We start from the raw sequence: 19582 nt of genomic DNA on the forward strand, positions 1-19582 counted from the left end.
CAGGATGTGCCCCGAAAGCGCAATTGAGGTATATAAATATATCTCCTCGTAAGTCGTATGTCTTATGACGTATGACTTATGACGTACGACGTACGATTGTCACCATTTTCTCGACAATTTCAGAAACTGTCATGTTTGTGGAATCAATGATGATGGCATCCCTGGATACTTGAAGAGGAGCTGTTTTTCTTTCGCGATCCTGTCTGTCCCTGATAAGTAAATCCCTTTCAACATCACGGTAATCGCGGTGCACCCCTCTCATGACTAATTCATTGTATCGTCTCTTAACCCTCTCTTCAACACTGGCATCTAAAAAAAACTTGCAATCAGCATCAGGGAAGACCACCGTTCCCATGTCCCTCCCTTCAGCAACAATACCCCCCTCTTTACCCATTTCCCGCTGAATTGAAAGCAACGCATTTCTGACAAGAGGAATCGCAGAAACCTTTGACGCGAGAAGTCCTGTTTTCTCGGTCTTGATCTTTTCCGTTACATCTTCGTCATTAACAAAGACCTTGATGGTACGACCATCCATGTTTCTAAGAAAAATCTTTGTTCTCCCTAACAGGTTCGAGAGGCAGTTCTCATTATCTGGAGATATTCCCTCTTTGGCCACTGTATAGGCAACAGCCCGGTAAAGAGCACCGGTGTCCAGATAGATATAGGACATACGTTCTGCAAGAACCTTGCTGACCGTGCTTTTCCCTGCTCCGGCCGGCCCATCAATGGTAATCACCAGTTTTTCCCTCATACCGTAAACCACACATTTCTGGAAAGGTTGCACTTCAAAAGAATCACCGTGAACGCCTTTTTACCTGGCACGATTTCAGCATAACAGAAAGCGTCTTGTCAGAAAAGTATAAATCTCACACTTTGAGTGAAACGTTTCCTTGCCATTGCCCCTTAAAAAGATATTATTACAAAAAGTTCTATCTCTCAGGGAAAAGAGGGTGTGCTAATACTACTACGTTACATTGATGCGCGCAAAATCATGAGGTGCCCAATTTTACTGGGCCTTTAATAGGTTTTAAGTTTACTTATCAGTTTACTTAAAAAGAGCCTGAAACCCTTGATAATACTGGTTCCACATTTTGGACTTAACGAAGTAGTGTTAGTTTGTTGGTGTTTGTCTTTACCATTGCCACAGCAAAACTCTTAGGACTGTCATTTATTTCCATTACCAGGGAAAGTTTCGGCATGCTCCTCGACCAGTTCACTTTTTTCGAAAAGGGTGTACAGGCTTTTATCGAGATTCTGAATGCAAAAGAATTCCGCAGCAGGGCGGAATGGGTGGGAGGCTACGACTTTGAAGATTCAGGCAAAATCCGCTATTCTGTAGGTTCATGAAAGGAAAAAATACATGAAAAGAAGGATAGTTGTATCTATTCTCCTGTGGTTAATCGTTCTCCTGGGGGCATTTCCCGGATTATCACCCGCGGGGCAGAAGAGTATCATCCTGGCCACGACCACCAGCACACAGGATTCCGGTCTTCTCGATGTTCTCATCCCGATCTTTGAAAGGAAGACCGGCTATTTTGTAAAGACGATCGCTGTGGGCTCCGGACAGGCCATGACCATGGGACAAAGGGGAGATGCCGACTTGTTGCTGGTGCACTCGCCCGAGGCTGAGAAAAAGTTTGTGGCTGAAGGGTATGGGATAAATCGAAGAATCGTTATGCACAACGACTTTATCGTGGTAGGGCCTCCGGAGGATCCAGCTAAGCTCAAGGGCACAATATCCGCTGTGGAATCTTTTAAAAGGATCGCCTCCAGGGGGGCCATGTTTCTCTCCCGGGGCGATAACTCAGGAACTCATGCCAAGGAAAAGGCCATCTGGAAGGCTTGCGGAATCAATCCCGAAGAAAAAAGATGGTATCAGCAGACGGGCCTGGGAATGGGGATGACCCTCAATGTCGCCTCAGAGAAAAAAGGCTATACCCTTACCGATCGGGGAACGTACCTGGCCCTGAAGAAAAATCTCCGTTTGGACATCTTAGTAGAGGGGTATCCCCTCCTCCTGAATATCTATCATGTCATTGAGGTCAACCCGAAAAAATGGCCCAGAATAAACGCTGCCGGGGCAAGGGCACTGGCTGATTTCATGGTTTCCAGGAAGGCCCAGAACATTATCAGGGGCTTTGGAGTGGACAAGTTCGGCTCTCCTCTTTTCTTCCCCGACGCTGGTAAAAAAGAGGAGGAGTTGGGGAAAGGCAGACGATAAGGAGAAATTTATATGAGGGGATTATATTTTTTTCGGATCTGACCTCCGGTTCTTACAGTTTGGCCACTCCATTTTCCGCCGCATTCACAATGGGGTAGGCGAGAGGCGATGGAGTAAGGAGAGGGTGGGTGCCGCACTGGAAGGTAGCGATCTCATCTGCCGTTGTTTTCCTTTGAATTAAGGCGGCAAGGATGTTGGTTGTCTCTCCGACGATGACACCACCGCAAAGCTGAGCCCCTAAAATATCACCGGATGCCCTCTCAAAAATAAGCTTTACTTTAATTTCTCTCGTATCAGGTATGGTACCGGGGTGTTTGTCCGTAGCCGCAGCCTCTCCTGTAACACAGTCGAAGCCTGCTTCTCTTGCCGCTTTTTTCGTAAGCCCCACCTGCCCTAAGGCCAGATCTCCTATCATCGTACTAAAAGTTCCCAATGCCCCTGCATTTCTCCTCTTTATCACAAACAGATTGGCGCCGACAATCCTGGCCTCCATTGCAGCAATGGAGGCAATTCTCAAGGCCGAAGGTCTTTTGGTAAAAAAGGATACCTTTTCGGTACAATCCCCTGCCGCAAAGATGTCCCTATCACTCGTCCTTCCATATTCATCAACCCATATCCCGCCGGTTTCCCCTATCTTAAGTCCTGCTTTCTGTGCCAGGAGAGTATTGGGACGCACCCCTACCCCCAAAAACACAAGATCCGCTCTTATCTGTTCTTTTCCCGCAAGCTGTAAACCCTCAGCCTTTTCCTTCCCTAAGATAGCCTCTACCCGCGTATCTGTCCTGATCTCAACCCCCCTCTCCCTTAATTTTTTTTCTGTCAGGATACAGAACTCTTCATCGAAGACAAGCTGAAGACAATGGGGTAAAACTTCCACCACGGTTACATTCAATCCCCTCTTCCTGAATTCATCGGCAAACTCAAGACCGATGAACCCCCCACCGATAATGGCCGCATCCTTCACACCATTTAACGTCTTTAGCAACCCATTGAGATAATCTAAATCCTTTTGGGCGCAGAAGACATTTTTCAAATCCGCCCCCTGTACGGGAGGAACAACGGGCATTGACCCGGTAGCCAGTACCAGCTTTTCGTATCCGAGGGACTTACCCCCTGAGGTGGTAACATTCCTTGACTCCGGATCTATACTGGTTATCTCGTCAACTATCAGATCGAGGTTATTCCGGGTGATCAGTTCTTCAGGAATTATATTTTTCTCCGGTGTTCCGAGGGTGCCGAAGATATAGGGGATGCCGCACGGAACCAGAACCTGTCCCCTCTTTTCCCTTCGGACGATGGTAATCTTAGCCTCCCGGTAGTGCCTCCTCGCAGTTATACCGGCAACGAGACCGGCAGCACTGCCACCAATGATCAATACATCCGCCTTTTCCATTTTTCCCCCTTTCTGATTTTGACCTTTTAAACTCTTCTATCCTCTAACCAGCCAACCACTTTCCCTCTGATCAAATTAAGGAACTGTAATATTATACTTCCCCCTTAATTCATTTACAACTATAGATTGTTACCGGAGTTTTGCCCTGGACATATTGTTCAAACATCTTGCATCTGGTAATATAAAAAAGTATTTTCGTGGAGCTTTGTTAAGGGTAACCGAGGTATTGATGCTTTTCCATCACCCTGTAAAAACTTGGGGCGGGCAGGTATAATGACGATGAGATTGGGAGCGCACATGTCCATTGCCGGAGGGATTGAGAAAAGCATCCTGCGGGGACTATCTATCGGTTGCCAGGCTATTCAAATCTTTACCAAAAGTAATAACCAGTGGCAGGCGAGGCCCCTGACCACCGGGGAAACAGAAAATTTTAAAGAATTCCGGAAGGCATCGGACATGTTTGTTCTGGGTCATACCTCATACCTGATTAACCTGGCCTCCCCCGACGAAGAGCTGTGGCAGAAATCGGTGGCAAGTTTTATTGGTGAGATAGAAAGATGCGCCCTGTTATGTATCCCATACCTGGTTACCCACCCTGGCGCCCATGTGGGGGCCGGTGAAACCGTGGGTCTTGCCCGCATCAGCCGGGCTCTCGACAGGATCTGCGAGGGGACAAAAGAATCGAAAGTTATGGTGTTACTGGAAGTTACCGCCGGCCAGGGCTCTACGCTTGGGTTTCGTTTTGAACATTTGGCGGAAATAATGAAAAACAGTCATTATCCCGAGCGCCTGGGGGTATGTTTTGATACCTGCCATGCCTTTGCGGCTGGCTACGACCTCCGTACTCCCGAGACATTCGAGAAAACTTTTGCCCAATTCGATGGATTGATCGGGATCAAACAGATTAAGGCGATACACCTCAATGACTCCCGGGGAGGATTGGGGAGTCGCCTGGACAGGCACGAGCACATCGGCCAGGGCCAGTTGGGACGAGAAGCCTTTCGCCTTCTTTTAAACGATTCCCGTTTTCAAGGTTTGCCGATGCTGCTGGAAACCCCCAAGGGAAAAGATTTAAAAGAAGATGTTCAGAATCTGACGACGCTGAAGAGTTTGGTTGGGAGCGCCAGGGGTAAATCCTCTATTGGGCAGTAGGGACAAGTTTTACACCTCCCCCTACTTAAGACGAATGAACATGACCGCTGACAGGAGATAAAACGCCAGGGCAGCAAACAGCACGGATCTGAAGCCCCACCCTATGGCGACCAATACCGTTGCCGAACTTCCCATTACGGAGAAAAAGCCGTTTATACCCCAGGCCCAGGGGATGATCTCTTCCCCCCTTTTCCTTAATTCACTGAGGCCAGAGGGGAAGGGGATGCCCATGGGTATGGCAAGTGGGCCAATGAGTAAACTGCAAACAAACATCCGTATCCATAAGGACAGGCCGGCCAGGACGTCTTGCAACCACCAGTCAAAAGTCGAGAAAACGATTACCATGACACCAATACAGGATATACACCCCCAGATATGCCTTGATGTTACTTTGCCGATTCTCCCGGCAAGCAGACTCCCGATCCCTGAATATACAAGAAATGAACCGATAACAACACTTGCCGAAAAGACAGGGTCGTAGAGATAGCGGATGAATTGCTGCAGGATAGACATTTCGAGAAACATGTAGGCCATCCCCAGGGCGCCAAAATAGGTAAAAACAGGCACAAGACCTCCGGAAGGGTGGCGTATGAGACGAATGGGGGCCAGGATGAAGATCATACCGAGAAGAAAGAGGATGGCCGCCGTGATGAAGACCAGGATATAGCCCCAATCCATAAAGGGAATCCACTGGCGGCCGAATGCGCCAAGGTATCGCTTCAGCATCTCAATCTTGAAGAAGTGAGAAAAGAAGGGCCTGTCGTCCGTAGCAGGCCGAACATAGAAGGGATATTCTCTGTAAAACTGTTCCCTTGCAGCGGGTGAGAGAAGTTGGACCGCGGCAAGGTAGAACGAACTTTTCTCTAACTTGTTGAAAATATTTGTTTCTTCTTTCTTTACCCCCGGGTAGTAGCAGAGATCGAAAAGGCGGCTTTTACAGAAGGATTTGACGGCTTCAATCTCCTCATGATGAAAGTTTCCGTTTTTGATCAGGATTGTTGCTGTCTGCCAGCTTCTGACCATGATAATTGAGCGGGAAGGTGCGCTTTTCCCGTGGGCCTCAATGGCCTCTATGGCCATGGCCAGGAGTTTGATATTGTCCCGCGGGGGATTTTTGATCCACCGGGAGATGCTCAATATCCCCTCCGGCTTGAGACGCTTGAGACAGGTCTCCAGCGCCTCCGTGGTAAAGAGATAATTCTCGTTGAGGGAATAGACGCCTGCCGAAGCCGAGCTCATAGATTCCAACAGACTGATCTGGATCAGATCAAATGACTGTTTTGTTCTTTCCAGGTATCCCCTGCCTTCCTCGATAAAGACACGGGAAAATCCGGGATGATAGATGTCTCCACCGAAGCTCCGGTAATGTCCCCTCATCAGGGCGACAATATCTCCGTTCATCTCCACGACGGAGACGGTTCGCGCCAGGTGGCGCCTGGCATTGAGTATCTCTGTCCCTGAACCCCCGCCTATAATCAAAACCTCCGGGTGAGGGAGGATTTTATAGGCGAGTGAGCTGGTACGGTAGTCCAGGAAACACATATCCTCTAAATTGCCGTTAAACCGGTTAATTGCGCCGACGGTGTTACCGTCGAGAAAGAGACCCTTCTGACGTGGTAACGGGCAGGGACAGTTCAGACTCAGGTCAGGCAGGTAATGGAAGGCCGGACTATCCAGAACTGTCACCAGCCCAAGGGGTCCAAATATTTCCCTTTCTTTTTTCGCTCCCGTGAGATTGGCGGCCTGGGAGAGGTCTTTAAATTTACTCATTTCGAGAGGCGTATGACGTAAGAGGAGGAAATAGAGCAGTACCGCGGATGCCATAATAATGCCGCTCACCAGTTTCCGGATTCGGCTGTTACTCATGATCAGGCTTGTACCGACCGTGATCATCGAGATAATAAGGATAATTTCGTGGGGACCAAGACGGAGAACGGTCAATAAGACGATAAGACTCCCCAGTCCGGAACCGGTTAAATTGACAAAATAGATCCTGTAAGCATGATCCGCAAAAACTGAAAAATTGAGGCCAATATAGAGGGCGCCGAGGAAAAAGGGGATGAAGATGGAAAGACAGAGATAGAGGAGATTTAAGATTTCGTGCCTGAGCCAGATGATCATCAGGGGGTTGAATTCGATTGTCCGTAGAAGGTAGATATTTGCCCATATCGCGGATGTCAGGAGAAGGGGCAGGGTAAAGAGAACCACGGAAAGGTGATTTTTTAACCACCCTTTAAAAATAAAGACAAAAGTGCCGCTCGTTCCAAACCCTAACAGGGCAATGCTGATGATTAAATAGGAGAAATGGTACCAGTACTGGATTGAAAGTAGTTTAACCAGGAGGATCTGATAGGCGATCAGGACAGAGGAGATAAGGAAGATCGAACTCTGGATGCGCCTTAATGAGGGGTGGGATACCATAGTCAATCATGCTTGCCGGTTAAGGGGACGAAACGGACCGGCAGTAGATTCTGGGTGGTAATCTTCCCCTCGTTATCCTTCACGACCAGGACGAGATTCTGAACCATAAAGGCGCCCCCCACAGGGATGACCAGGCGACCGCCATTTTTAAGTTGTTTGAGCAGGGGTGGCGGGATATGACCGGCCGCGGCGGTGACAATGATGGCATCGAAAGGGGCACGGTCGGCCCAACCGTAATAGCCATCGCCCGTTGCGCATTCGATATTGTTGTAGCCCGGTTTTTTCAGGTGAGTCGCTGCCACCCTGGCCAGTTCCGGGATGATCTCAATGGTATATACTTTGTTGACTAAGGGGGAGAGAATGGCAGCCTGGTAGCCCGATCCCGTTCCGACTTCAAGAACTGTATTTTCCTTCTTCAGGTTCAGGACTTCTGTCATGTACGCCACGATGTATGGCTGGGAAATTGTCTGTCCATGTCCAATGGGTAATGGTGTATCATTGTAGGCTGAGGAGATGTACCTTTTCGGTACGAAATGGTGGCGGGGGACATGCATCATGGCCTGGATTACGTTTCGATCTTCAATACCTCTCTGGATAATCTGCTCGTAAACCATTGTCCTTCTTAGGGACAGAAAGTGCGCATCATTCTGGTCTGCCGCCAGGACCTGTTTCCCGGTTATATGGATCGTCGCCATGGCTAAGATGAAAAATAGCGGTAACAAACCGGGCAAAGTTGTTGTTGAATTTTTCTTCCACTCTCTTATCATAATCTGGTCCAGAAGGATAAGGTTTGGAAAAATTTCGGGGGAACAAAACGTCACTTTCCTTTGCTTAATCTATATCAGTCCTTTTGAGTTAATGCCACCTGAAATTTTAAAGTGAATATCAAAACGAAGGTCAAATATTTTTTGTAACTACTCAGGTTAATAGGGGCAAGGGCACATATTGGGGACAGATTTGAAATCTGTCCCCACGTCTTGCCATTTACTGCTTAACTTCCTGATTAGACTGCTAAGCATTGTGCCTTTGCCCCTCTCAAGCCTACCTGAAATGACGGTAGCTTTTAGAGATATAAACTTTGTAATTATTTTTGCAATACTTAGCCAATTGTGCTAAGAAAAAGCCTTACCGCTATCCCCAATAGTCACTTCGCACAATAAGAGCACAAACAGCTAACGCTAAAACCTGAGAACTTCGTTTGTGCTGGAGTGGTTAGGACCCAAACTAAAGTAAGAGTTTTACCAGGAGGTTTCGATGAAGAAAGTTATTGTTGTCGGTTGCAGCGCCTATATGGACAGTGGTTACGGTTGCCCCGGTGAATGGCGATGCCTGAAGGCGGCAGCGCTCGGGGAAGGTAATTTCGATGAGCCCTCGCAGGTGATAGCCTTTATCCGGTGTGAATGTCCTGGGCGCACCATTGTGCCGAACATAGGTATGGCTATGAGATTATCCGAAATTAAACCGGATGTTATTTACCTTAGCTCATGTCTGGCAACCGCCAAACCGGCATGCCCCTACGTCAGTGCCGAGGAAGCAGCTAAGATCATAGAGAACAAAACGAATATCAAAGTGGTATTGGGAACACACGATTATCATTAGGGGATACTCGTCCGATATAGTTTTGAACGCCCTAATCACTGATTCCCTTTTTGAGAGAATGTCATATGCCTTTCTTTTCTTCCTTTTTTACTTTTCAAAAAAAAGGGTGGAATCTGAAGACGAAATTCTACCTCATCTCCGGTTTTCTCATTTTAATGATGATGTTGATCATAGCTTTTTCTATTTATCGAGAGTATCGTTTAACTACAGAAGATTCAGAACGGCAGAAGAAGGAGCTGGCAGAGGTGTTTGCTATTCCTATTACTAATGCCTTGATCTCTTCTAAAGAGTTGGATCCGGTGCAGGGGGAAAGTTTACTTGATAACTATATTGCCCGTATAATGGCTAACAAAAACTTGAAAATCGGGTATGTTATCGTTACCGATATATCGGGTAAGATAATAAGAGAGAGTCATTTACAGAGATACAGGAGAAATTATCCGGACAGGATTTCTTTACAATCTGCCGCCGTTGATAAAACAATCATCCGGAGGTACAAAGGTACCGATGAGATTATAGAAGTTTCTACCCCCCTGACCGGACGATTTGAGAAACTGGGCACTCTGAGAATTGGATTCTCTCTGGAGAGTCTGCAGAGCAGGCTGTTTGAACGGTACCTGGTTAAACGGTATAAAGAGATGATCCTCATATCTGTTGGGTTGATAGCCCTTAATTTCATCGTTGTCCACGCCTTAATCCTGAATATTATCAAACCTATCCTGAAATTAACCGATGACCTGAGAGAGGTGAGCAGGGGAAATCTATCCATCCGTTCTACCATCAGCCACAGGAATGAAATAGGTTTTCTTAGTCAGGCCTTCAATTCCATGATGGATAGCCTCAATCAGGCAAGAAAAGAGATCGAGCGTACCCATGCCCACATGCTTCAAACGGAGAAGATGGCAGCTATGGGGAAGCTGGCGGCTGGCCTGGCCCATGAAATCAATAATCCCCTGGGAGGTGTCCTTACCTGCCTTGAAACCCTCAGACAAAACTTCCAGGATGAACAGATGAGGGCCAAATACCTTGATCTTATCCATTCGGGCCTGGAACGGATACGAAGAACCGTCAAGCAACTTTTGAATTTCGGTAAGCAGAGGAGTTTTCAGCTCGAGCCCACGGATATTAATGCCTTGATGAACCGGACACTGGAGGTAACTTCCCATCAACTTTCTTCAAATAACATCTCCCTCCATAGAGACCTTGATCAAAGTCTTTCCAGAATCATGGTGGATCCCCATCAGTTGCTCCAGGTCTTTGTGAATCTTATCTTAAATGCCATCCAGGCTATGCCGGAGGGGGGGGATCTCTGGATTAAAACCGCCCAGGAAAACGGGAGAGTAAAGATTGCGATAAGGGATAATGGATGCGGAATCCCGGAAGAGAACCTGGACCGGATATTTGATCCCTTTTTCAGCACAAAAGATCCGGGACAGGGAACCGGGCTTGGCCTTTCCGTCAGTTACGGTATCATTCATGACCACGGTGGTAAGATCGAGGTGGAAAGCGAAAAAGGTATGGGAAGCGAATTTACCATTCTTTTACCCCTCGATTATCTGGAGGAGAAAGTTCAGCAATCGTCTTCTTAAGGAGGCCTATCTGGTATGGAGAAGGGAAGGATTTTGCTTATAGATGATGAACCTATCTTACTGGTGACCGTCTCCGATGCCCTGGCCAAAGCGGGATATAAGGTTGAGGTGGCGGAGTCCGGCCAAAAAGGACTTGCGATATTTCAAGGGGAATCCTTTGACATGGTAATAGTTGACATGGTTCTGCCGGACATATCGGGGATAAATATACTTAAAGAGATAAAAAGCCTCTCCCCGGAAACCATGGTAGTTATGATTACCGCTTATGGCACGGTAGAGAAGGCTGTAGAGGCTATGAAGTTGGGGGCACACGACTTTATTACCAAACCCTTTTCTCTTGATGAACTGGTTTTGAAGATCCGGAATATCAACATTTTTCAGTGTTTGAAAGATGAGAATATCTATCTCCGTCAACAAGTGGAGGAAAAATACCATTTTGGCAACCTTATAGGTAAAAGCCATAAGATGCAGGATATCTACGAACGTATCCAGATAGTAGCGGAAACAGACACTACCGTTTTGATTCAAGGTGAGAGTGGTACAGGAAAAGAGTTGGTTGCTAACGCTATTCATTATAACAGCCGTCGCAAAAGTGGTCCGTTCATTAAGGTAAGCTGTGCTGCCCTGTCGGAGACAATCCTCGAGTCAGAGCTCTTTGGCCATGAAAGAGGGGCCTTTACCGGCGCCATCCGAAGAAAACCTGGCCGATTTGAACTGGCAGATCAGGGGACACTCTTTCTGGATGAAATCGGTGACATATCGCCTGCCGTCCAGGTCAAACTTCTACGTGTCCTTCAGGAAAGAGAATTTGAGAGAGTCGGCGGTTCCAAAACCATCCATGTGGATGTAAGGATAATCAGCGCCACAAGATACGACATCCAGACAGTAAAGAGCGAACGTCTTCGAGAGGATATGTACTATCGTTTGAACACAATTAAGATCCAACTCCCCTCTCTCCGTGAACGTAAGGAAGATATCCCTCTTCTCGCCAAATATTTTTTGCATGAGTTTAAGATGAAGACTGCCAAAAATATCCTTGGGTTCACGGAAGGCGCTCTGGATCTGCTTGAACAATACGAATGGCCCGGGAACGTTCGGGAGTTGAGAAATGTTGTGGAGAGGGCGGTAGCTTTCTGTCGGACAGAGAAGATACAGATCGCCGATCTTACTAAGGACATTCGGGAGATTTGCTTGAAGAAAAAGAAGTATCTTGATCGCCGGGTTGAAACCCTCGATGAAGTTTTAAAGGCCGTGGAAAAGGAGCATCTCAGGAAGATACTTGAGGAGGCGCAGGGCCGAAAGAGTAAGGCGGCAGAACTTTTAGGGATAAGTCGCAAGACTCTCTGGGAAAAAATGAAAGAACACCAAATTGTTGAGAGTGCCACCTCTTGACCTTACTTAAATATTAAGGATAAACCTTTTACGTTACCTTCTCGTAACATTTCTTAAACATAACTTAATCTCCTTAAAAGAACAGAGAAATTTTCCATTTTCAAGGAAAATGGACGTTAAATGGTGTTACTTTTTCTTCCCATTTAGGCCTGTTTTCCCCAGGATTTTTTGTTCTATAGTGTAAATGATCCTGACTTGGATATATCCGGAAAGCCCTGCCTTGGGTACGGGGGAAGTTTCTCCTCCCATCCATATATTTTTCTGGTATAGTTTTTGCTTCGTATGGGGAGGTTTTTCTCACGGCCTGAGTTAGTGAGGGAAAGTATCTGCCGGGTAATGCCCCATGTTCCGTATCCAGATAGACGAGGCGATGTGTAATTGTTGTGGGTTATGCGCAGAGGTATGCCCCAATGATGTGTTGATTAAAAGAAGGGATGGATGTTCACCGGCTATTGGCGATAGAGAATGTGTTGGATGTGAAAATTGTGTGGTAGTCTGTGAAACCGGGGCATTAAAAATTATCAAAGAAGATGATGAAGTTTCCGTAGGGTGTTAGGATTAATTTTACAAACAGGAGGTACCTTAGATGGCAGATTATTACATTAACGTCTTCCTCGATGATGAGAAACTCAAAAAGATTCAAGGCGCCGGATTGGCCGGCGAAATTAAGGAAATTGACGGTAAAAAGGCGGTTCAGGTTGGTCTTACCGGCAAGGAACAGAAGAAACTCGTCAAGGGTTTCCCGGAATTGGCCTTCGATTCTTCCAACGCCTGCGTAATTCCCGAGCAGGCGGAGAATATCCTGATGAATTTTATCCTGGATATGAAGACCTTAGATGTTATGAAGGTAGCCATTATGAAACTCTACAACCCCCTTGCGGGTAAGGATCTTCGTGCAAAGGTATTCTAACAACAAGGCTATGCCCTGACATAGGAAGGGTGACATTTTTAAGTGTCTGAACTTACCCCTGAAGAGGAAAAGAGGAAGAAGGCTATCTTTGAGAGCATGTCGGCAAGAAGCCGGAAGAGGATCCTCGATAAGGGATACGAGAGCTGGGACCCTTTCCTTATGCCGAATGACCCCATTGACATCAGGATGGCCGGACAAAGGGAGACAGCTTCGGCGCTGGTAAGGAAGTTTCTACAAACATGCCGTCAAGAAGAGTACAGTAATGCTTACGGTCAAGGGGCGTGGGAAATCTGCGTAGGAATTATTGGCAACAACGACCGCTACAGGGGGATGTACGAGTTTTCCTGCTGGTACGGAAAGATATTGAAAAATGGTGAGTTATGAAGGAAGAGGTGTCCACTGAAGAGTACATCAGGGAACTGAAGCAGAGATCGGGAGATGACCCGGGATGTGCACTTACCCATTACAACTTGGGGATTGCGCTTATAAAGCAGCATAAGTGGGATGAGGCAATATCCGAGTTTGAAGAGGCGATAGTAGAGAGTCCGCGCCTGGCAGAGGCATACATCAACCTGAGTGGGATATACTTCCAGAGGGGAGATCTGGAAAAGGGGATTGACATCTGCAGGAAAGTCATAGAGTTCAGGTCGGATTTTGCTATTCCCTATGGCAATATAGGCTTTGCCTATCTGCAGATGGGGGAGGTTGAAAAGGCGATTGATATGCTCAAGAAGGCGGTTAAAAAAGACCCTGTGTTCGTTCAGGCCTTCAGCTCCCTGGGGAGCGCCTATTTTTGTCAGGGAAAGATTGAAGAGTGTATTGAAAACAATGAAAAGGCCATTGGAATTGCACCAAATTTTGCGGTTGCCCATAACAACCTCGCTGTTGCCTATTTCGAGAAGGGAGAATTCAAGAAGGCGATCCATCATTGTGACAGGGCGATAGAGTATGGGTATGAGGTATCCCCCGAACTTTTGGAGGAACTGAGAGCATTCCAGGAATAGTTTCCGCTAAAAACAAGTCGTATGTCGTAAGTCGTAAGTCGTAAGTCGTAAAACATAAGACGTATGACGAGAGATATTTTAATAAGAGCTTGACAGACGGGAGATATTGTTATAGTTAGCCTGCGGGTTTGACTGATTTTGAGGTTCTTGGGGAGGGGGTGAACAGAGCAACAGTCCAGAAGATCGGGGATTTCAAGTTAAGTGCCTAAAGTGATCTAAAGTTTAAGGTGCCTAAAGTTATAAAAGGGAAATTCCTAAGAGTATTAAATCACTTAAGAATGGAGGTATTTTGATGGCAAAGCGTAAGACTCCTATGCTTGATGAGTTAGAGAAGGGAAGGTGGCCGAGTTTTGTCTCTGATATGAAACAGGAGGCCGCTGCAAGAGAAAAAACGAAAGTTGATTTGCAAACACCGCGGGAGGCTTGTGATGATCTCCTCAGTCTTATGGAGCTCTCCTACGAAGATAAGGTAGGGCACTGGAAACATGGCGGTATCGTAGGTGTCTTCGGGTATGGTGGCGGTGTTATTGGCAGGTATTGTGACCAGCCCGAACAATTTCCGGCGGTGCGAGATTTTCATACCATGCGCGTAAATCAACCTTCCAGTTATTTTTATACCACGGAGCACTTAAGAAAAATATGTGATTTGTGGGAGAGACGGGGTAGCGGCCTCACCAACATGCATGGTTCCACCGGGGATATGATCTTACTGGGGACAACCACACCGCAGTTAGAAGAGATATTCTGGGAGCTTACCCATGACCTCAAACAGGATCTCGGCGGTTCAGGCTCCAATCTCAGGACACCGAATTGCTGTATAGGAAAGGCCCGCTGTGAGTTTGCCTGCTACGATACCCAGCATCTGTGTCATTCCTTTACCATGGAATATCAGGACGAGTTACACAGACCCGCATTTCCGTATAAATTCAAGTTTAAGTTTGATGGTTGTCCCAACGGCTGTGTGGCCTCTATCGCCAGGGCGGACATGTCGGTTATCGGCACCTGGCGGGATGACATCCGCATTGACCAGGAAGCGGTGAGGGCGTATGTAGGAGGCGACTTCAAGCCTAATGCCGGAGCCCATGCCGGTCGGAACTGGGGACCTTTCGATATTGAGAAAGAGGTGATTCATCTCTGCCCCACTCATTGCATGGCCTGGGATGGGAAAAATCTCAAGATCAATAATAAGGAGTGCATTCGGTGTATGCACTGTATCAATACGATGCCCAGGGCCCTGAGGATTGGAGAGGATACCGGAGCATCTATCCTATTTGGCGCCAAGGCCCCAATCTTAGAAGGCGCCCAGCTTTCCACATTAGTTGTTCCGTTTATGAAGATCGAGGAACCGTACGATGAGCTCAAGGAGTTGATTGAAAATGTATGGGATTGGTGGTCTGAAGGGGGGAAAAACCGTGAGCGCCTCGGTGAAATGATGCAGAGAGAGGGTCTCGGGAAACTTATGGAGGTTTGTGGGTTAAAGGCAGATCCTCGATCAATTAAGGAACCAAGATCTAACCCTTACATCTTCTGGAAGGAAGAGGACGTTGCCGGGGGATGGGAGCGGGATATTAAAGAATACAGGAAAAAACACCAGAAATAGGAGGTCTTAAAAATGGCTTATAATCCAAGTGATCCGATGAAGGATAGAATCACCGATATCGGCCCGCGAAACTATGAAGATTTTTTGCCCCCCGTAATCAAGAGGAATTTTGGAAGGTGGTTGTACCATGACATCCTGGAACCAGGTGTGCTTGTGCATGTTTCCGAGACGGGTGAGAAGGTCTACACGGTAAGGGTGGGCGGCGCGCGGCTGATGGGTGTCCAGCATATCCGTGAGATATGCGATATTGCCGATAAACACTGTGATGGGCACGTAAGATGGACTACCCGTAATAACATCGAGTTTATGGTTGATGCCGAGGCAAAATTGAAGCCCCTGATGGAAGACCTTGAGAAGAGGAAATTTGCCGGTGGCTCGCATAAGTTTCCCCGTGGTGGCACCGGCGCCGGTCTCACCAACATTGTTCACACCCAGGGGTGGATCCACTGCCATACTCCGGCTACAGATGCCTCGGGTGTGGTAAAGGCTGTGATGGATGAATTATACGACGACTTTCAGAAGATGAGATTTCCTGCTCAGGTCCGGATATCACTGGCCTGTTGCCTCAATATGTGCGGCGCTGTCCACTGTTCTGATATTGCCATTTTGGGTATTCACCGCATGCCTCCCATGATTGACCATGAGAATCTGGGAAATATGTGCGAGATTCCTTTAGCCATTGCTGCGTGTCCTACGGGAGCCATCAAGCCGACTACGGTGGACGGCAAAAAGAGTGTTGAGGTTAAGAATGAGAGGTGTATGTTCTGCGGTAATTGTTATACGATGTGTCCCTGTATGCCCTTAGCGGATGAAGTGGGAAGTGGTATCGCCCTTTTGGTGGGGGGTAAACTTTCGAACAGGATAAGTCCCCCGATGTTTTCCAAGGTTGTGGTTCCCTTCCTTCCCAATGAGCCCCCCCGCTGGCCGCAGACGGTCGAGGCAATCAAAAAAATCCTCTATACCTATATGGAAGATGCAAAGAAATATGAACGTCTCGGTAATTGGGCTCAGAGGATCGGCTGGGAGAGGTTCTTTGAGAAGACGGGGTTGCCGTTTACAGAGCATCTTATTGACGATTACCGTTTTGCCTACACAACCTGGCGTACCAGCACACAGTTTAAATTTTAAAGAAAAGAGGAAAGTTTTATAAGGAGAGAAGAGATGGGCATAGAAGAGGATAAGCAGCTTATCGTCGAGACACTGAAGGGAAAGAAGGCAAAAACGAAGTTCTATTTGAGTGACTTCAATCATATCTTTCCTGACAGAAAACCGAGGGAAGTAAAGAAGATTGTCAATGAGATGGTAGCTGAAGGTATCCTTGAGTACTGGTCAAGTGGCTCTACTACAATGATCGGTCTTAAGGGCGCAGGTGTGCAACACGGGGCAGAGGCCAGGGAAGAAGAGTAGAAGATGGTTATTGTCTGTCCAAGGGTGGTCTTCTCCGCCTTGCGGGGGAACTCAGGTAAGACCTTTTTGACGGTAGGCGTGGGGGCTTGCCTTCGCCATAGGGGGAAGAGAATAGCTCCTTTTAAAAAGGGTCCCGATTATATAGATGCCGCCTGGCTTGGGATGGTTACCGGTCGCCCCTGTTACAATCTGGATGTCTTCCTGATGGAAAGGGAAGGGGTCCTCTCTTCCTTTTTAACCCGTGTGCAGCAGACAGATGGCGCCCTGGTGGAGGGTAACAGAGGTCTTTTCGATGGGATGAACCGGGAGGGAAGTTACAGCACGGCGGAGCTTGCCAAGATGCTCCAGATGCCGGTAATTTTAATTATGGACTGCTCTATGACGACACGCACCGCAGCCGCCATGCTCCTCGGCTGTCAACATTTCGATCCGGAGGTTGCCATAAAAGGCGTTATTCTGAATCGGATCGGGGGGACACGCCACGAGACGATTGTGCGTTCTGCCATAGAAGATAGTTGTGGAGTGCCTGTATTAGGGGCCGTTCCCAGGATAGCCGGGGGAGCCTTTCCGGAAAGACATATGGGGCTGGTGCCACCTCCGGAACACCCGGGAGCTTCCCGGGCCATAGATGAAGCTGCCCGAATCGCAGCCAGATATATTGACATAGATAGATTGTGGGAGATTGCTGAGGGGTCTCCTCCCCTGGACCTTCCTGACCTGAAGGGGGAGGAAAAGGTCTGGTCCGGCTGGCCATCGGGACAGCCGCGGATCGGTTTCATCAGGGATTCTGCCTTCTGGTTCTACTATCCGGATAACCTGGAAGCCCTCGTAAGACTGGGGGCGTCTCTGGTAGAGTGCAGCGCCCTTCATGATGAGGAACTTCCTCCCGTAGATGCCCTTTACATTGGAGGGGGGTTTCCTGAGACCCATGCCGGGTCTTTAGCTGCTAACGCCGGTTTCCGGAGGTCTCTCCATGAGGCTGTGGAGAGAGGACTTCCCGTTTATGCAGAGTGCGGCGGGCTGATGTATCTGGGGGAAAAGCTGATTGTGGGGGAGAGGACGTTTCCCATGGTGGGGGTTTTCCCTTTGGATTTTGTTCTGGACAGAATACCGCAGGGCCATGGGTACACAATCCTCGAGGTTGATCAGCCCAATCCTTATTTTCCGACAGGAGAAATCCTGCACGGTCATGAATTTCATTACTCTCACATCCTCGATGGGAAGGAGGAGGGGCTTACTTTAGCTCTTAATGTCAGGCGGGGATATGGTATCAATGGAAGAAGGGATGGTCTGTGCTATAAGAATGTCCTAGCCACATATTCTCACCTCCACGCCTCGGGGGCGAAGGGATGGGCCAGGTCCTTATTTGATCATGCCCTTTTTTATAAAGATAGGGAGGATAGGTTGTCTTGGGTAGGGCGATCCACCGTAGTAAACAATGTCCCGGTTGTCACAGGCAATTCGGAAAGGCCGGCTGCTTGTTCTCGCCAGACCCTATAAGTTTTGTATTAGTGAAATCAGCAAAAAATAAAAAGAAGGAGGTAGTAAAGACATGCCGCAGTTAGAAATTGGAGGAAAGGCTTACGAGGTTGATGAGGATGGTTTCCTTCAGGAGCTTGATAAATGGAGTAGGGATTTTGCGCAGGGTTACGCCGGCATAGAAGGTATCGAAGGGGAACTTACCGCAGACCATTGGAAGCTTATAGATTACATCAGGGACTACTATACCCAGTATGGCATTGCTCCCATGATCAGAAAGCTGTGTAAGGATTGTGGCTTTAGCCTGAAGTATATATACGAAATGTTTCCTTCAGGGCCGGCAAAAGGCGCCTGTAAACTGGCGGGACTTTCCAAGCCTACAGGGTGCGTATAAATTCCAAAGGGAAGTTATGGATCTCATTTCTATAAAACATGAAAGTGGGCTCTGTTTTTCGGTCAGTGTTCGTGGTCATCGGTTTCTTGTGGATATGGGAGAAGATGCCGGTGGCGCTGATCAGGGTCCTTCGCCGGCGGAGATTCTCGTGGCATCCCTCGGATCGTGTGTTGGCGCTCACATCGTCAGGTACTGTCAGACATCTAAGATCCCTTACGAGGGAATGGAATTGAATTTGACCTTTCAAATTGCCGATGAGGGAAACAGGAAAAGAATCTCCAATATTGTGGGAGATATTTCTCTCCCCCAGGATTCGGGGCCGCGCTCTTCCGCTGTGTTGAGAGCAGGGCAGAACTGTATTGTCAGAAATACCCTGGCCCGGGGGCCGGAGATTGATCTCGACATTTAAGTTGCAAGTTGTAGGGTATGGGGTTGAAGAATCTCCTGATACAGAAAAAAGCCGTCATATTGAAAAGATGGTGCGATATGATCTTAGAGACTTATCCTCCCGATGCGGCAGAGTTTTTCAAGCAGGAAGGTAGCCGCTTTGCCAATCCGGTGGGATATACGATCCTGCGGGAGATAGAGTCCCTCTATGGAGAGCTCCTTGAAGGGGTAGATGCTGATAAAATATCTCCCTTCCTGGACAGAATTATCAGAATCAGGGCAATCCAGGATTTTTCTCCCTCAGAGGCCGTGGCGTTTGTCTACTTTTTAAAGAAGGTGATCAGGGAGGAGTTGGCTGGCGAGATTCACGAAAGACGATTCTATGAGGATCTCCTGAAATTTGATTCCCGGATAGATGAACTTGCCCTTCTTGCTTTCGACACCTATATGCAGTGTCGGGAGAAGATATATGAAATCAGGGTAGATGAAGTGAGAAACAGGGTCTTTAGTTTGCTTAAAAGGGCAAATCTGATATGTGATGTTTCAGAGGAGGCTTCTGAGCTGGACACGGGCAGTCATGACAGGCGAGACGCCTGTCCTACCATGGGTGGTGATTTTATATAACCAAGAGGAC

Annotated in this window: 21 protein-coding genes; 17 read left to right on the forward strand and 4 right to left on the reverse strand. The window is 47.7% G+C overall.

Annotated features, from left to right (window positions below):
• Nucleotides 1-76: 76 nt before the first annotated feature.
• Complete coding sequence (cmk, locus tag QMD03_00650) at nucleotides 77-751, reverse strand: (d)CMP kinase (GenBank protein MDI6775745.1); 675 nt, start codon at nucleotides 749-751, stop codon at nucleotides 77-79.
• 365 nt (nucleotides 752-1116) lie between these two features.
• On the opposite strand from cmk, the gene QMD03_00655 reads away from it, so the two are divergent.
• Together QMD03_00655 and QMD03_00660 are read left to right on the forward strand one after the other, a co-directional pair.
• On the forward strand, nucleotides 1117-1347 hold the full coding sequence (locus QMD03_00655; protein ID MDI6775746.1) for a hypothetical protein: 231 nt from the start codon (nucleotides 1117-1119) through the stop codon (nucleotides 1345-1347).
• Between the two features lie 13 nt (nucleotides 1348-1360).
• The gene (locus tag QMD03_00660) at nucleotides 1361-2221 is read left to right on the forward strand and encodes a substrate-binding domain-containing protein (GenBank protein ID MDI6775747.1); all 861 of its coding nucleotides are present in this window, start codon (nucleotides 1361-1363) and stop codon (nucleotides 2219-2221) included.
• A 52-nt stretch (nucleotides 2222-2273) separates the two neighbouring features.
• Here the strand turns inward: QMD03_00660 and QMD03_00665 are convergent, their stop codons facing one another.
• Entirely contained in the window at nucleotides 2274-3614 is a 1341-nt protein-coding gene (locus QMD03_00665) for an FAD-dependent oxidoreductase (protein MDI6775748.1), read from the reverse strand.
• Between the two features lie 273 nt (nucleotides 3615-3887).
• On the opposite strand from QMD03_00665, the gene QMD03_00670 reads away from it, so the two are divergent.
• Nucleotides 3888-4766 (forward strand): deoxyribonuclease IV, encoded by an 879-nt coding sequence (locus QMD03_00670; GenBank protein ID MDI6775749.1) that lies wholly within the window; start codon nucleotides 3888-3890, stop codon nucleotides 4764-4766.
• Between the two features lie 21 nt (nucleotides 4767-4787).
• Here the strand turns inward: QMD03_00670 and QMD03_00675 are convergent, their stop codons facing one another.
• Nucleotides 4788-7187: a hypothetical protein gene (locus QMD03_00675; protein MDI6775750.1), complete on the reverse strand. Its 2400-nt coding sequence runs from the start codon at nucleotides 7185-7187 to the stop codon at nucleotides 4788-4790.
• A gap of 2 nt (nucleotides 7188-7189) precedes the next feature.
• Complete coding sequence (locus QMD03_00680; protein ID MDI6775751.1) at nucleotides 7190-7954, reverse strand: protein-L-isoaspartate(D-aspartate) O-methyltransferase; 765 nt, start codon at nucleotides 7952-7954, stop codon at nucleotides 7190-7192.
• A gap of 487 nt (nucleotides 7955-8441) precedes the next feature.
• Here QMD03_00680 and QMD03_00685 point away from each other — a divergent pair, with 487 nt between their 5' ends.
• The 14 genes from QMD03_00685 to QMD03_00750 all read left to right on the forward strand — a co-directional run bounded on the left by QMD03_00685 (nucleotide 8442) and on the right by QMD03_00750 (nucleotide 19572).
• Complete coding sequence (locus QMD03_00685) at nucleotides 8442-8786, forward strand: CGGC domain-containing protein (GenBank protein ID MDI6775752.1); 345 nt, start codon at nucleotides 8442-8444, stop codon at nucleotides 8784-8786.
• A gap of 65 nt (nucleotides 8787-8851) precedes the next feature.
• Nucleotides 8852-10375 carry an ATP-binding protein gene (locus QMD03_00690; protein ID MDI6775753.1) on the forward strand — a complete coding sequence of 508 codons (1524 nt, stop codon included), beginning with the start codon at nucleotides 8852-8854 and terminating at the stop codon, nucleotides 10373-10375.
• Nucleotides 10376-10390: 15 nt separating this feature from the next.
• Nucleotides 10391-11767 (forward strand): sigma-54 dependent transcriptional regulator, encoded by a 1377-nt coding sequence (locus tag QMD03_00695; GenBank protein MDI6775754.1) that lies wholly within the window; start codon nucleotides 10391-10393, stop codon nucleotides 11765-11767.
• Nucleotides 11768-12110: 343 nt separating this feature from the next.
• Nucleotides 12111-12323: a 4Fe-4S binding protein gene (locus tag QMD03_00700; protein ID MDI6775755.1), complete on the forward strand. Its 213-nt coding sequence runs from the start codon at nucleotides 12111-12113 to the stop codon at nucleotides 12321-12323.
• 30 nt (nucleotides 12324-12353) lie between these two features.
• Nucleotides 12354-12677, forward strand: a complete 324-nt coding sequence (locus QMD03_00705) for a hypothetical protein (protein ID MDI6775756.1) — start codon at nucleotides 12354-12356, stop codon at nucleotides 12675-12677.
• A 42-nt stretch (nucleotides 12678-12719) separates the two neighbouring features.
• Nucleotides 12720-13061 carry a hypothetical protein gene (locus tag QMD03_00710; GenBank protein MDI6775757.1) on the forward strand — a complete coding sequence of 114 codons (342 nt, stop codon included), beginning with the start codon at nucleotides 12720-12722 and terminating at the stop codon, nucleotides 13059-13061.
• On the forward strand, nucleotides 13058-13681 hold the full coding sequence (locus QMD03_00715) for a tetratricopeptide repeat protein (protein MDI6775758.1): 624 nt from the start codon (nucleotides 13058-13060) through the stop codon (nucleotides 13679-13681). The genes QMD03_00710 and QMD03_00715 overlap by 4 nt, the downstream gene beginning before the upstream one ends.
• 292 nt (nucleotides 13682-13973) lie before the next feature.
• Nucleotides 13974-15281, forward strand: coding sequence for a dissimilatory-type sulfite reductase subunit alpha (gene dsrA, locus QMD03_00720; protein MDI6775759.1), 1308 nt, complete (start codon nucleotides 13974-13976; stop codon nucleotides 15279-15281).
• Between the two features lie 12 nt (nucleotides 15282-15293).
• Complete coding sequence (gene dsrB, locus QMD03_00725) at nucleotides 15294-16409, forward strand: dissimilatory-type sulfite reductase subunit beta (GenBank protein ID MDI6775760.1); 1116 nt, start codon at nucleotides 15294-15296, stop codon at nucleotides 16407-16409.
• A 33-nt stretch (nucleotides 16410-16442) separates the two neighbouring features.
• Nucleotides 16443-16688 (forward strand): dissimilatory sulfite reductase D family protein, encoded by a 246-nt coding sequence (locus QMD03_00730; GenBank protein ID MDI6775761.1) that lies wholly within the window; start codon nucleotides 16443-16445, stop codon nucleotides 16686-16688.
• A gap of 3 nt (nucleotides 16689-16691) precedes the next feature.
• Complete coding sequence (locus QMD03_00735; protein MDI6775762.1) at nucleotides 16692-18188, forward strand: cobyrinate a,c-diamide synthase; 1497 nt, start codon at nucleotides 16692-16694, stop codon at nucleotides 18186-18188.
• Between the two features lie 52 nt (nucleotides 18189-18240).
• Nucleotides 18241-18561, forward strand: a complete 321-nt coding sequence (locus QMD03_00740; protein MDI6775763.1) for a TusE/DsrC/DsvC family sulfur relay protein — start codon at nucleotides 18241-18243, stop codon at nucleotides 18559-18561.
• A 16-nt stretch (nucleotides 18562-18577) separates the two neighbouring features.
• Nucleotides 18578-18970 (forward strand): OsmC family protein, encoded by a 393-nt coding sequence (locus QMD03_00745; protein ID MDI6775764.1) that lies wholly within the window; start codon nucleotides 18578-18580, stop codon nucleotides 18968-18970.
• A gap of 17 nt (nucleotides 18971-18987) precedes the next feature.
• The gene (locus tag QMD03_00750) at nucleotides 18988-19572 is read left to right on the forward strand and encodes an RsbRD N-terminal domain-containing protein (protein MDI6775765.1); all 585 of its coding nucleotides are present in this window, start codon (nucleotides 18988-18990) and stop codon (nucleotides 19570-19572) included.
• Nucleotides 19573-19582: the final 10 nt, after the last annotated feature.

Source organism: Syntrophales bacterium, assembly GCA_030018935.1.
Classification (GTDB): domain Bacteria; phylum Desulfobacterota; class Syntrophia; order Syntrophales; family CG2-30-49-12; genus CG2-30-49-12.